At 59.9% G+C, this 13,051-nt stretch carries 11 protein-coding genes; 7 read left to right on the top strand and 4 right to left on the bottom strand.

The window, feature by feature from the left end:
- Positions 1-62: 62 nt before the first annotated feature.
- The gene (locus ACXX81_RS08190) at positions 63-338 is read right to left on the bottom strand and encodes a hypothetical protein (RefSeq protein ID WP_209982673.1); all 276 of its coding nucleotides are present in this window, start codon (positions 336-338) and stop codon (positions 63-65) included.
- Between the two features lie 403 nt (positions 339-741).
- On the opposite strand from ACXX81_RS08190, the gene ACXX81_RS08195 reads away from it, so the two are divergent.
- The 4 genes from ACXX81_RS08195 (at position 742) to ACXX81_RS08210 (ending at position 6,438) form a co-directional block, all read left to right on the top strand.
- On the top strand, positions 742-1,191 hold the full coding sequence (locus ACXX81_RS08195) for a hypothetical protein (RefSeq protein ID WP_209990392.1): 450 nt from the start codon (positions 742-744) through the stop codon (positions 1,189-1,191).
- A 133-nt stretch (positions 1,192-1,324) separates the two neighbouring features.
- A complete protein-coding gene (locus tag ACXX81_RS08200) occupies positions 1,325-2,335 on the top strand; it encodes an ABC transporter substrate-binding protein (RefSeq protein WP_458571478.1) in 1,011 nt (336 codons plus the stop codon).
- Between the two features lie 1,199 nt (positions 2,336-3,534).
- A complete protein-coding gene (locus tag ACXX81_RS08205; protein ID WP_458571479.1) occupies positions 3,535-6,027 on the top strand; it encodes a TonB-dependent siderophore receptor in 2,493 nt (830 codons plus the stop codon).
- A gap of 81 nt (positions 6,028-6,108) precedes the next feature.
- Positions 6,109-6,438 (top strand): hypothetical protein, encoded by a 330-nt coding sequence (locus ACXX81_RS08210; RefSeq protein WP_057007420.1) that lies wholly within the window; start codon positions 6,109-6,111, stop codon positions 6,436-6,438.
- Between the two features lie 407 nt (positions 6,439-6,845).
- On the opposite strand, the gene ACXX81_RS08215 is transcribed toward ACXX81_RS08210, so the two are convergent.
- Positions 6,846-7,208: an NUDIX hydrolase gene (locus ACXX81_RS08215; protein ID WP_209982668.1), complete on the bottom strand. Its 363-nt coding sequence runs from the start codon at positions 7,206-7,208 to the stop codon at positions 6,846-6,848.
- A 127-nt stretch (positions 7,209-7,335) separates the two neighbouring features.
- Here ACXX81_RS08215 and ACXX81_RS08220 point away from each other — a divergent pair, with 127 nt between their 5' ends.
- The 3 genes from ACXX81_RS08220 (at position 7,336) to glsB (ending at position 9,979) form a co-directional block, all read left to right on the top strand.
- A complete protein-coding gene (locus tag ACXX81_RS08220) occupies positions 7,336-8,316 on the top strand; it encodes a Gfo/Idh/MocA family protein (RefSeq protein ID WP_209982666.1) in 981 nt (326 codons plus the stop codon).
- 34 nt (positions 8,317-8,350) lie between these two features.
- On the top strand, positions 8,351-8,980 hold the full coding sequence (locus ACXX81_RS08225) for a ribonuclease T2 family protein (RefSeq protein WP_458571480.1): 630 nt from the start codon (positions 8,351-8,353) through the stop codon (positions 8,978-8,980).
- 90 nt (positions 8,981-9,070) lie between these two features.
- Entirely contained in the window at positions 9,071-9,979 is a 909-nt protein-coding gene (gene glsB / locus ACXX81_RS08230; RefSeq protein WP_209990390.1) for a glutaminase B, read from the top strand.
- Positions 9,980-10,496: 517 nt separating this feature from the next.
- Here the strand turns inward: glsB and ACXX81_RS08235 are convergent.
- The gene (locus ACXX81_RS08235) at positions 10,497-11,741 is read right to left on the bottom strand and encodes a saccharopine dehydrogenase family protein (protein WP_209982662.1); all 1,245 of its coding nucleotides are present in this window, start codon (positions 11,739-11,741) and stop codon (positions 10,497-10,499) included.
- Between the two features lie 28 nt (positions 11,742-11,769).
- On the bottom strand, positions 11,770-12,867 hold the full coding sequence (locus ACXX81_RS08240) for a carboxynorspermidine decarboxylase (RefSeq protein ID WP_057007415.1): 1,098 nt from the start codon (positions 12,865-12,867) through the stop codon (positions 11,770-11,772).
- Positions 12,868-13,051 lie beyond the last annotated feature (184 nt).

A 13,051-nucleotide genomic window follows, 5' to 3' on the forward strand; every position in this document is an offset into this window, starting at 1 on the left:
ATGGGCAAACTTCAATGGACGCGGCAGTATGGCAGTTGTTGAAGGGTGGTGGCGCAGTAAAGTCATCGGTGTGACGAACCGCTCGTCCCGTGAAGGGCGTACAGGCTGGCTTCCAGTTGCCGGGCCAGTTCGCAGGCCTTGCCGTGGTGACTGCGAAAGCCGCGAATTCTGCCGCTGGTCACTTCCAGAATATGGAAGAAGTTACGTCCGGCCGGTAGAACTTGGTAAAGAACGGAATTGGAGTACCCCTCGGGGTCAGGCAGGCAGTAGTATTGGCGCCCGTCCTGCGCAGATGAACAGGTACGGGAAGACGTAGCATCGTGTAGGCGTGGTTGCATGGTCAGCTCCTTTTGATTGATCCTGTGCACTCATCGGCAGCGTTTCGAGTGGTTTTGAACGGCGGTGCTGTTTTAGTATTGTCGCCGGCAACCCGTCTGGTTCCATGCTCAAATGTTTTGTTTTGTAGGGTGCGTGGGAATTGTGCGCACTGGACCGGGTTATTCTCTGAAGTAGCGCGGCCCGTATTCTCTGGCCGTTGAACCTGTGATTTGCTGTGACGCCGGATGACCTTGCACAAGGTCCATCGTGCGCGCCTGTACTAGTCTTAAGGCGCAGCAGGGTCTTCTTCAGTTTTTTAACGACTATGTGATCGTGCCTTAGGGCCGTTTTTTGTGCTGCCTGCTCCGGCGGGCGGCACTATTTCAATGTGGGGGCGTTTCCTTGGCAGTCAGTAATCTGGATATGCACGCGTTGTTCGTGCTGGGTGATTTGCGCGCAAAGTTGGTCAAGCAGTTTCAATCGCGGTTTGTTTACATCACTGAACAGACGCCGGAAGGCATCTACATTGCCGAAATCGACACCGAGGCGGCCCTGGTCGTCGACGACAAGCCGCGTCTGGAACTGAAGGTGGGCGACCATTTTCGCGCTGCCGTGTTGCCCAGTCGTGAAGGCGGCAAGTTCGAATTGAAGTTTCGCGATATCAAGTTGACGGTGTACGGCCTGGGCGATTACGCCTTTGTTTCGTCAGCCGAAGGCCAAGGCATCGTGTTCAAGGAAGGCCACAGCGTGATGCTGGTATTCGCCGCCCATGAACAGTTGCAGGAAGGCTTGACCAAGACCCTCAAGGCCGTCACCGGCAAAGCCGCCAAGTGGCGCAAGGGTGAGCTGGTGACCTTCAAGGCCAGCGAGTAAACACAGCGGGCTCTTTGATTCCTTTCTCTTTGCGGAACCTCTACTACAGTTGAGCTGACTTAACTATTCAGAGGCTTCGCGCATAGGCAGCAAGCCGTCCGTCAGTGGCTGCACAGAGGCGAGGTGGGAAGGCATGAAAGGATTGAGAACCCTGTTGGCTGCGGCTGTGACGACATTGAGTCTGTCGTTGCCGGTGTCGGCGGCGCAGGCCCCTGTGCATTTTGCCGACCTGAATTGGGAAAGCGGCAGCCTGATCACCGAAGTGCTGCGTTTTATCGTCGAAAAGGGCTATGACCTGCCCACCGACACCTTGCCCGGCACCACCATCACCCTGGAAACCGCCCTGGCGAAAAACGATATCCAGGTGATCGGCGAAGAATGGGCCGGCCGCAGCCCGGTGTGGATCAAGGCTGAAGCCGAAGGCAAAGTGGTGGGCCTGGGCGATACGGTCAAGGGCGCTACCGAAGGCTGGTGGGTGCCGGAATACGTGGTCAAGGGTGACCCGTCCAAAGGCCTCAAGCCGCTGGCGCCGGACCTGAAGACCGTGCAGGACCTGGCGCGCTACAAGGACGTATTCAAGGACCCGGAATCGCCCGGCAAGGGCCGCTTTCTCAACAGCCCCATTGGCTGGACGTCCGAAGTGGTCAACAAGCAGAAGCTCAAGGCCTATGGCCTGAACGACAGCTACGTGAACTTCCGCAGCGGCTCGGGTGCAGCACTGGACGCCGAGATAGCCTCATCGATCCGCCGAGGCAAGCCGGTACTGTTCTACTACTGGTCGCCGACTCCATTAATGGGTCGCTACAAACTGATTCAGCTGGAAGAACCACCGTTTGACGCTGACGCCTGGAAGACCCTCACCGACGCTGACAATCCCAACCCTCGTCCCACTCGGTCGCTGGCGTCCAAGCTGAGCATCGGCGTATCCACGCCATTCCAGCAGCAACATCCGCAGATCGCCGAGTTCTTCACCAAGGTCCAGTTCCCCATCGATCCACTGAACAAGGCCCTGGCAACCATGAGCGAAAATCACACAGCACCAAGGCAAGTGGCCCAGGCGTTTCTCAAGGAACATCCTGAGGTGTGGAAAGCCTGGTTGACGGCGGAGGTCGCGCAGAAGGTTGAGGCTGGTTTGAAGGAGTAGCTGTTTTGCTGTTCACGGTGCATGGGCCTTGCCAGGCAACTGCACAACCATGGAGGTCGAGCTTGTGTGGTGAGCGGGCTTGCCCTAATGCCGTTCAGTTAAGCCAGCGTGATGCTCGAAGCAACGAGCGGTGCGACTTTTCGGTGTACCTATCGGTTTTTTCGGTAACGGCGGCTTAGGGTTCCGCCCTTACGGCGGCTCACTTTTGAAAAGCGCAAAAGTAAGCAAAACGCTCTTGCCCCAACACTCGGCACCTCGCCCAGGCTCGGTGTGCCCGAACGCAGGCTTTGGAGCGTGGGCCGCCGCGATGGGCCATCCCTGGCCCAGCGCGGCTAACCCGGCGTCCTGCCGGGTTACCCACGCTCCAAAACCTGCGTTCGGCCAGCGTGTTTGACGGGGCGCTTCCAGATCAAAAGCAAAAGCGCGGCGGCCTGAGAGCCGACCGGAATGGTTTGCGAACGCTGTACAAAATGTGGGAGGGGGCTTGCTCCCGATGGCGTCGGCCCAGCAAACATTGATGTTGAAGACCCACCGCTTTCGCGGGCAAGTCGAATCGTAGCACCGCCGCTCCCACAGGGGCGCTTCGCTTAACTGACTGGCATTATGGCTTGCCCCGCGTTGGGCTGCGAAGCAGCCCTGGTGCAATACCGGTGCATCGCACAGCTCAGCCGCGAATTCGCCACCAGACCACGGCAGCGTTCAAACTTTCGGCGCTGGAGATCTTTCTGGTTGCTATAGAGTTTATTGACATTGCCTTGGCTGGTGTATCTGCGGGTTGTGTTGTATTTCTTTCCGGACCACTGTTGCGATTTGCAATAGGTTTGGCGCGATAGTCATGGTGATATTGCGAGGACGATTTGAGTCTTGGAGTTGATGGGTTTTCAATAGGGTGGGTGGGCGAGGTTTGCCAAGTTGAATGTGTATTTTAATTCGCCGTAGTGTTTGGAGATAGACGTTTGTTAGCGGTTTAGAATTCAAGCCTGCTCAGTTATTTGTTGGATAGAGATGGATCTTTGCAGCTTTTAGATCAACGAATTCGTGTTCTTTAGGCATAGGTCCCTCGAGTTCAATTAGGATTATAGAATCACCAACCCGTCTGCTTGCAAAGCACCCGCCCAAATAAAAACCGCTCTCATCCTTGCCCGATGTTGCGACCTGGCCGTCATGGTTAATAGAACCTTCATTACGCAGGATTTTCCATGTCGCGCCTTGCCCGTCCCTTGCATCCACTGGCCCTGTCAGTGGCGATCGCCTTTGCCGCCGCGCCGTTGCTGGCGGTCCAGCCCGTCTTTGCCGAAGACAGCAGCAGCGCCTTGCGCCGCTTCCAGGTTCCGGCCGGTGATTTGAGTCAGGCGCTCAATAGCCTGGCCGAGCAGGCAGGGCTGGTGCTGGCCTTTGATGCGAGCCTGACCCGAGGCAAGCGCAGCAGTGGCCTCGGCGGGCAGTACGAGACGGATGCGGCGCTGGCCCGGTTGCTCGCCGGCAGCGGTTTGCAGGCGCTGAAGATGGGCGCCGACCGTTACCGGCTCGAAGCCGTCCCGGATAGCGGCGGCGCCACGGAGTTGCAGGCCACTACTATCAGCGCGGCCTACCAGACCGAAAGCCCCACCGGGCCGGTGGCCGGCTATGTGGCCAGCCGCAGCCTGTCAGGCACCAAGACTGACACGGCGCTGATCGAAACCCCGCAGTCGATCTCCGTGGTCACCAAGGACCAGATGCGCGCGCAGAACGCCGAAAGCCTCAATCAGATCCTGCGCTACAGCGCCGCCGTGGTTCCGGAAACCCGCGGCGCCACCGCTTCGCGTCTCGACCAGCTCACCATCCGTGGCTTCGCCCCGGCCACCTACCTGGACGGCTTGCGCGTGCCGTCAAGCCGCGACGCCTTGCCGCAAAAGGACGCGTTCGACCTGGAGCGCGTCGAAGTGCTGCGCGGCCCGGCGTCGGTGCTGTACGGCCAGGGCACGCCGAGCGGGGTGATCAACATGGTCACCAAACGCCCGCTGGATACGCCGTTCCATGAAGTGGGCGTGGAGTACGGCACCTTCAACAAAAAACGCACCACCTTCGACCTGAGCGGGCCGATTGACGATCAGGGGGTATATGCCTACCGCGTTGCCGGACTTTTCGATGACGCCGACGGCCAGGTGGAACACACCGAAACCCGTCGCCAATCGCTGTCCGGCGCCTTCACCTGGCGCCCGGATGACGCCACTTCGCTCACTTTGCTGGGGCATTTTCAGAAGGACCCGAAGGGCGCGTCCTACGGGTCGGTGCCGGCCTGGGGCTCGGTGCTGCACAGCCCGACCGGGCGCAGGATTGATGTGGACTTCTATGATGGCGAGAAGAATTTCGAGAAGAGTGACCGCGCGTACTACTCCCTCGGTTATGCGTTCGAGCATCATTTCAACGATGTCTGGACCGTGCGCCAAAACGCCCGTTACCTGCGTGCCGAAGGCGTCTACCGCAGCATCTATAACAGCAACTTGCAGGCTGATTACCGCACGGCCACGCGCTCGACCATCGCCACGGATGTGGACATGGACGCCTACACCGTCGATAACCAGTTGCAGGCCAAATTCGATACCGGGCCGTTGCAGCACACCTTCCTCACGGGCCTGGATTACCAGAACACCAGCACCGACACCAAGGCGGGCTACGGCAAGGGACCGAACCTGGATATCTTCGATCCGGTCTACGGCGCGCCCGTGGCCACACCTGCCTTCGGCACCGACGCCACGTCGCGCAGTGAACAGACCGGGGTGTACCTGCAAGAGCAAATGAAGTGGGACAAATGGGTGCTGCTGCTCGGCGGTCGCTATGACTGGGCCAGCACCGACAGCACCACCAAGGCGCTGAGCAACGGCGCCAAGAGCAAGTCCTCACTGGACAGCCATGCGTTCACTGGTCGAGTCGGTCTGGTGTATCTGTTCGATAACGGCCTGGCGCCGTATGCCAGTTACGCGGAGTCGTTCAATCTGCAGTCGGGCACCGGCTACGGCGGTTCGGTGTTCAAGCCGACCGAAGGCACGCAGTATGAAATCGGCATCAAGTACCAGCCGCCGGGCAGCAACAGCTTTATCACCGCAGCCATTTTCGACCTGCGCCAGCGTAACGTTCCGACCCTTGATCCGGACCCGTCCCATATGTGCGGTAACGGCCGCTGTTCGATCCAGGATGGCGAACAGCAATCCCGTGGCTTTGAACTGGAAGGCAAAGCCAGCCTCAACGACAACCTGGATATAACCGCCGCCTATGCCTATCTGGACAACCGCGCCAGCCAGTCCAACAGCACCGCGCAGTACGCGCCGATCACCGATATCGGCATCGGCCCGGCGGTTCCGGTCAAAGGCACCACGACTTACGGTCTGCCACGTCACACGGCATCGGCGTGGGCGGACTACACCTTTCACGACGGCCAGTTGAAAGGCTTTGGCGTGGGAGCCGGTGCGCGCTATGTCGGCTCCTCATGGGGTGATACCGCCAACACCCTGAAGGTGCCGGGTTACACCTTGTTCGATGCGGCGGCGCACTACGATATTCCTAACATCGCCAACCCCAGGGACAACCTGCGCCTGGCCGTGAACGCCTCCAACCTTGCGAACAAGGAATACGTCGCGTCGTGCCTGTCGTATTCGTGGTGCTGGTACGGCTCACAGCGCACCGTGCAGGCAAGCGCCACTTATCAGTGGTAAATAAGGCAATCTGATGGCCCCCATGTAACAAAATCCTCGCCAGAATCGCTTTTATTTTCAGGTGGTTAGGTGAGGAAGCACATGCGCACTGTTGGAATCATGCTGTTCGCCTGCTCTCTGGCCGGCGGCGCGGCTGCCGTGCAGGCACGGGAGCTGCGCGAAGGTGACAAATACATGTGCAGTTGGGGCGCCGGCACGGCGGCCAGGGCCCAGGAGCTCAAGCTGTCGGGCGTGTCGCTGTATGCCGCTCGGCAGAAGATCCAGACCATCAAGTTCAACAAGCCGTGGATGCACATGATGGCCATGGGTATCACCGAGCAAACCTACGACAGTCGATCACGGCTCAAGCCCGAGGCGATTCGCCAAAGCTTCTATCAGGAATGCCTGCGCTACCGGGTCGCGCGCAAGTGAGGGGCTGAGGCGCTGAGGGCACCCGGGGTTATCCGCCGCAGCGCTTACAAATCCACGACAGATGCTCTGTCTGCATTTGCATACAATCGCGCACTTCACCCTGGAGGCCTGTATGCGAACGCCGGAAAGAGCAGGGCGCCCGTCACTCCTGACTGCGCCGCAACCATCATCGTCCGATAGCTTTGGCTATTTTGCCGCCGCAGTGCTGGGTGTCGCGGTGCTGCTGGGTGTTTGCTTCGTGCAGTACAACGCCAAGGTGGATCGGCAGCGACAGGCGGCCGTCGAGCGTTGGTTGCTGTGTTCACAGATGGAAAGGGTTGCCAGTGTGGCCTCTGTCCGGGGCGTGAGACTGAGTACAAACTGCCGCACACTGAGCGAGCAGGGTCACAGATAACGCAAACTGCAGGTTACAAACGCCGTACAAACGATTTAACGATATGCCGAGTGGCATCGGTGGTATCGAGCTGATCGACTTCCCCATAGGCATGCCAGCGACAGTCGACAATCTCGTTGCGCGGGCGCGCCTCGTCGATATTGACCACCGAGGCCTCGAACACATGGTGCAGCGTATCGCGTGCCTTGAGCTCCTGCAGGTACAGCAGCCCGTCCACGCTCAACCCGGTTTCTTCTTCCAGCTCGCGCTCTGCCGCACCCACCGGGCGCTCGTCGCGTTCGACCTTGCCACCCGGCAACGCCCATTTGGATCTGGCCTTGCGCACGAAAAGGATATGTCCCTCGTGTTCGCAAATGACCGTGGCTCTGATTTTCATCGTCTGTGCCCCCCGCAGCAAATGAATGTCATAAAAGTGTAATGCAATTGTCATGCTAAGTGGTTATGGCGTGCCGGGATATGTATGTGGATACTGCCCGCTTGAACGAAAAGGACGAGGAAAACCGATGAACACCGTACGTTGGGGCATGATCGGCTGTGGCAGTGTCACTGAGTTGAAGAGTGGACCCGCTTTCTATAAAGCGCCAGGTTCTGCCCTGGTGGCCGTGATGGGGCGTCGCGCGGAGGCCGTGCGCGATTATGCGACGCGCCATGGCATTGCACGCTATTACACTGACGCCCAGGCGCTGATCGACGACCCCGAAGTGGACGCGGTCTACATCGCCACGCCCCCCGACAGCCACCTCGACTACAGCCTGATGGTGGCGGCGTCCGGCAAGCATTGCTGCGTCGAGAAACCCATGTCGCTGAATGCCGAACAAAGCGCCTTGATGCAGCGCACTTTCGAGCGCGCCGGGCTGCACCTGTTCGTGTCCTATTACCGGCGCTCGCTGCCACGCTTTCAGCAGGTACGCGACTGGCTGCAACAGGGCCGCATTGGCGAACTGCGCCACCTGACCTGGACCCTGTGCAAACCGCCGGCCGCCAATGACGCCAGCGCCGCCAACTGGCGCACCGACCCGGCCATTGCCGGCGGCGGCTATTTCGCCGACCTGGCCAGCCATGGTTTCGATCTGTTCCAGTACCTGGCCGGGGACATTGTCGAGGTGTCCGGCTTTACCGCACGGCAAGCCGGGCACTATGCCGCTGAAGACGCGGTGACGGCGTGCTGGACCTTCGCCAACGGTGCCCTGGGCATGGGCTGCTGGAATTTCGTCGCAGACCGCCGTGAAGACAAGGTCGAGTTGATCGGCAGCCTGGGTCGCATTACATTTTCCGTGTTCGAAGACCAGCCCCTGCGCCTTGAAGGGCAGACCCACGAGGTGCTGGAAGTGCCGTGCCATGCACACATCCAGTGGCATCACGTGCTGGCGATGAACGCGCACATCCGTGGCGAGGCCGAGCATCCGTCCCAGGCCATCGAAGCGCTGAAAACCGATCGCATCCTCGACAAGGTGCTACAACGTAACCCCAATCATCCCGGATAGCCGTGCCAGGATCAGTCTTTTCAAGGAGCAAAAAATGAAATACTGGGTGGCCGTATGGCTGGTCCTGGCCGCAAGTGTGACCGCAGCGCCACGCGAGCAGAGGCCGGCCGGGGATTTTGATTTTTATGTGTTGTCGTTGTCGTGGTCGCCGACGTTCTGCCTCACGCACCCGGGTAACGAACAGTGCTCGGGCAAGGGATATGGCTTCGTGCTGCACGGGCTTTGGCCGCAATACGCGAAGGGTGGCTGGCCGTCGGCGTGTGATCCACGGTCGCGGCTGTCGAACGCCGAGCTGGCCAAGGGCGCGTTGATATTCCCCACGCAGGCATTGCTCAAGCATGAGTGGAGCAAACACGGCACCTGCAGCGGCCTGGACGCCACGCGTTACCTCAATGCGACGGATGCTGCGCTGGCCTCCGTGCAGATTCCGCAACAACTGCAACCGTTCGACGTGCCCAATTATCTGCAGGCCGCTGAAATCGAAGCGCTGTTTCGCCAGAGCAACCCGTCCATGGGCAATCACAGCGTGGCGGTGATCTGCAAGGGCAAGGTGTTGTCCGAAGTGCGCGTGTGCCTGAGCAAGGAACTGCGCTTTGCCGGTTGCCCCACAAGCGTGAAGACGCAGTGCCGCAGCGGCGATATCCGCATTCCGGTGCAGCGTTAATCTGAGCGCGGCACCTGCCTGATCCGCAGCTTTGCGGTATCCTCCGCGCCCCGCTTATCCACGATGCAAGGCACGATGACAGGACAAGACATGCAGGCGCTGCTGGACGCGATTCTCGACGAAGTTCGTCCACTGATCGGCCAGGGCAAAGTCGCCGACTACATCCCCGCGCTGGCCGATGTGCCCGCCAACCAGCTAGGCATCGCCGTGTACGGCAACGACGGCGCGGCCTACTGCGCGGGGGACGCCGACACGTTGTTCTCGGTGCAAAGCATTTCCAAGGTCTTCAGCCTGGTGCAGGCCATCGACCACGGCGGCGAAACCATTTGGGAGCGCCTGGGCCACGAGCCTTCGGGGCAACCGTTCAACTCCATGGTGCAGCTGGAGTTCGAGCGCGGTCGCCCGCGCAACCCATTTATCAACGCCGGCGCCCTGGTGATCTGCGACATCAACCAGTCACGCTTCGCCGTGCCGATCCTGTCGATGCGCGACTTCGTCCGGCGCCTGTCAGGCAACCCACAGATCCTGGTCAACAGCATCGTCGCCGACTCCGAAGCGCAGCATGGTGCACGCAACGCGGCCATGGCCTATCTGATGAAATCCTTCGGCAACTTCCACAACGACGTCGACGCGGTGTTGCACAGCTACTTCAACTATTGCGCCTTGCAGATGAGCTGCCTGGACCTGGCCAAGGCCTTCAGCTTCCTGGCCAACGAAGGCGTGAGTGCCCATAGCGGCGAACAGATCCTCACCGCGCGCCAGACCAAACAGGTCAACTCGATCATGGCCACCAGCGGCCTGTACGACGAGGCGGGCAATTTTGCCTATCGCGTCGGGTTGCCGGGCAAGAGCGGGGTCGGCGGCGGGATCGTCGCGGTGGTGCCGGGGCAATTCACGGTGTGCGTGTGGTCGCCGGAGTTGAACGCCGCCGGGAACTCGCTGGCGGGGATGAAGGCGCTGGAGTTGCTGAGTGAGCGGATTGGCTGGTCAGTGTTTTGATTAGTGTGTGAGGCTCGGCCAAGTCTTCGACCTAGCGCTGTCGCGCAGCAAACTGGAGTTTCTGTGGCGAGCGGGCTTGCCCTAATGCCGTTCAGTTAAGCGCAGATTCCCTGTGGCGAGCAGGCTTGTCCTGCGTTGGGCTGCGCAGCAGCCCCAAAGCCAGGCGCTGAGCCGTATCAGGTACACCGCGTTTTGCTCGATGGGGGGCGCTTCGCACCCCAACGCGGGGCAAGCCCGCTCGCCACAATAAGCCCACACATTTTCCTTAACTGAACGGCATTAGGGCTTGCCCCGCGTTGGGGGGGCGTAGCGCCCCCAATCAAGGACAAGCCTGCTCGCCACAGGAATGGCCAGGCGCTGTTCCTGGGGGACATGACCATTGGCGCGCAATCTTGAATAGATATCGCAGGCAAGCCTGCTCCCACCTTTGATCTTCATTGTGTTTGAGGTGTGTATCGCCCCAACAAAAAATGCGCCCCTCGGGGCGCATTTTTTTGTTCGGTCAACCATCACCTGATCAGGCAATCGCATCCCACGCACGGTCGCCGTTCTCGTCCTTGATCCGCGTCGGCAAGCCCATCACGTCCAGCGCTTTGAGGAACGGCTCGGCCGGCAGTTCCTCGACGTTGGCCATGTGCTTCACGTCCCACTCGCCACGGGCAACCAGCAGCGCAGCGGCGACCGGTGGTACGCCGGCGGTGTAGGAGATGCCCTGGCTGTCGGTCTCGGCGAAGGCTTCTTCATGGCACGCCACGTTGTAGATGAACATCTCGCGCGGCTGGCCGTTCCTGGTGCCTTTGACCAGGTCGCCGATGCAGGTTTTGCCGGTGTAGCCGGGGGCCAGCGAAGAGGGGTCGGGCAGCACGGCCTTGACCACTTTCAACGGCACCACTTCCAGGCCTTCGGCGGTTTTGACCGGCTTTTCGGACAGCAGGCCGAGGTTTTTCAGGACGGTGAACACGTTGATGTAGTGCTCGCCAAAACTCATCCAGAAACGCACGTTGGGCACGTCGAGGTTTTTCGACAGTGAGTGCACTTCATCGTGGCCGGTGAGGTAGAGGTTCTGCGAACCGACCACCGGCAGGTCGTCGGTGCGTTTGACTTCGAACATGGTGTTGCTGGTCCACTGGCTGTTCTGCCAGCTCCACACCTGCCCGGTGAATTCGCGGAAGTTGATTTCCGGGTCGAAGTTGGTGGCGAAATATTTGCCATGGCTGCCGGCATTGACGTCGAGAATGTCGATCGAATCAATGCGGTCGAAATGCTGTTGCTGCGCCAGCGCGGCATACGCGTTGACGACACCCGGGTCGAAGCCCACGCCAAGGATGGCGGTGATGTTCTTCTGTTTGCACTCTTCCAGGTGGTTCCATTCGTAGTTGCCGTACCACGGCGGGGTCTCGCAGACCTTGCCCGGCTCTTCGTGAATGGCGGTGTCGAGGTAGGCAACGCCCGTGTCGATGCAGGCACGCAGTACCGACATGTTGAGGAACGCGGAGCCCACGTTGATGACGATCTGCGATTCGGTCTCGCGGATCAGGGCTTTGGTCGCTTCCACGTCCAGAGCGTTCAGCGCGAAGGCCTGGATGTCGGCGGGAACCTTGAGGCTACCCTTGGCCTTGACGCTGTCGATGATGGCCTGGCATTTGGAGATGTTGCGCGACGCGATAGCAATACGACCGAGTTCGTCGTTGTGCTGCGCGCACTTGTGGGCCACCACCTTGGCGACACCTCCTGCACCAATGATAAGAACGTTCTTTTTCAATTGCTTTATTTCTCCTATATCCGCCAGCTTACGAAAGGCTGGACAGGTAGTCGTCGTAACCAAATTCACGAACCACTTCGACTGTACCGTCGAGTTGTTTCACTACGATGGACGGCATTTTCAGGCCGTTGAACCAGTTTTTCTTGACCATGGTGTAGCCTGCGGTGTCGATGAACGACAGCCGATCGCCGATGGCCAGCGGACGATCAAATTGATACTCGCCGAAGATGTCCCCGGCCAGGCAGGATTTGCCGCACACCATATAGGTGTGTTCACCCTCGCTCGGCGCCAGCTTGGCGTTGAGGCGGTAGATCAGCAGGTCCAGCAGGTGGGCTTCGATGGAGCTGTCGACCACGGCGAGGTGCTTGCCGTTGTAGAGGGTGTCGAGCACGGTGACTTCCAGGGAAGCACTGTTGGTGATCGCCGCTTCGCCGGGTTCCAGGTAGACCTGCACGCCGTACTTCTCGGAGAACGCCTTGAGCCGCGCGCAGAATGCGTCGAGTGCATAGCCTTCACCGGTGAAGTGGATGCCGCCGCCGAGGCTGACCCACTTGACCTTGTGCAGCAGCGCGCCGAAGCGTTCTTCGATGGTACCGAGCATCTTGTCGAACAGGCTGAAGTCGCCGTTCTCGCAATTGTTGTGGAACATGAAGCCGGAGATCTGCTCGATCACGCCGTCGATCTTCACCGGGTCCCACTCGCCCAGGCGGCTGAACGGACGCGCCGGGTCGGCCAGCAGGTAGTCGGAGCTGCTCACCTGCGGGTTCACGCGCAGGCCGCGGGTCTTGCCTTCGCTGCGTGCGGCAAAGCGCTGCAACTGGCTGATGGAGTTGAAGATGATCTTGTCGCAGTTTTCCAGCATCTCTTCGATTTCATCGTCGGCCCAGGCCACGCTGTAGGCGTGCGCCTCGCCTTCGAACTTCTGGCGGCCGAGCTTCAACTCGTACAGCGACGACGAGGTGGTGCCGTCCATGTATTGCTGCATCAGGTCGAACACCGACCAGGTGGCAAAGCACTTGAGTGCCAGCAGAGCCTTGGCGCCGGACTGTTCGCGCACGTAAGCAATCTTCTGCATGTTGACCAGAAGCTTCTGTTTATCGATGAGGTAATACGGCGTTTTGATCATTTTCAGAGCCTGCGGCGGTGCCTGCCAAAAAAGGACACGCATTGTGCCCGCACTTGGTCAGGATCGAAAGGTTAGCGAGCGGATTTTGCCGCGCCGGTTTTTGACGATACCCGGCGATTATGACCATCCATGGGCATACATCGAGCCAGTGTGGGAGTGGGTTTGCTCGCGAAGGCGCTGGTTC

This window comes from Pseudomonas sp. GNP013 (assembly GCF_054343995.1).

What these genes read in the sequence shown, in the direction of transcription:
- ACXX81_RS08215 (WP_209982668.1), bottom strand. Translation starts at nt 7,208, where the DNA reads ATGAAAATCAGAGCCACGGTCATTTGCGAACACGAGGGACATATCCTT.
- ACXX81_RS08190 (WP_209982673.1), bottom strand. Translation starts at nt 338, where the DNA reads ATGCAACCACGCCTACACGATGCTACGTCTTCCCGTACCTGTTCATCT.
- ACXX81_RS08225 (WP_458571480.1), top strand. Translation starts at nt 8,351, where the DNA reads ATGAAATACTGGGTGGCCGTATGGCTGGTCCTGGCCGCAAGTGTGACC.
- glsB (WP_209990390.1), top strand. Translation starts at nt 9,071, where the DNA reads ATGCAGGCGCTGCTGGACGCGATTCTCGACGAAGTTCGTCCACTGATC.
- ACXX81_RS08205 (WP_458571479.1), top strand. Translation starts at nt 3,535, where the DNA reads ATGTCGCGCCTTGCCCGTCCCTTGCATCCACTGGCCCTGTCAGTGGCG.
- ACXX81_RS08195 (WP_209990392.1), top strand. Translation starts at nt 742, where the DNA reads ATGCACGCGTTGTTCGTGCTGGGTGATTTGCGCGCAAAGTTGGTCAAG.
- ACXX81_RS08210 (WP_057007420.1), top strand. Translation starts at nt 6,109, where the DNA reads ATGCGCACTGTTGGAATCATGCTGTTCGCCTGCTCTCTGGCCGGCGGC.
- ACXX81_RS08240 (WP_057007415.1), bottom strand. Translation starts at nt 12,867, where the DNA reads ATGATCAAAACGCCGTATTACCTCATCGATAAACAGAAGCTTCTGGTC.
- ACXX81_RS08200 (WP_458571478.1), top strand. Translation starts at nt 1,325, where the DNA reads ATGAAAGGATTGAGAACCCTGTTGGCTGCGGCTGTGACGACATTGAGT.
- ACXX81_RS08220 (WP_209982666.1), top strand. Translation starts at nt 7,336, where the DNA reads ATGAACACCGTACGTTGGGGCATGATCGGCTGTGGCAGTGTCACTGAG.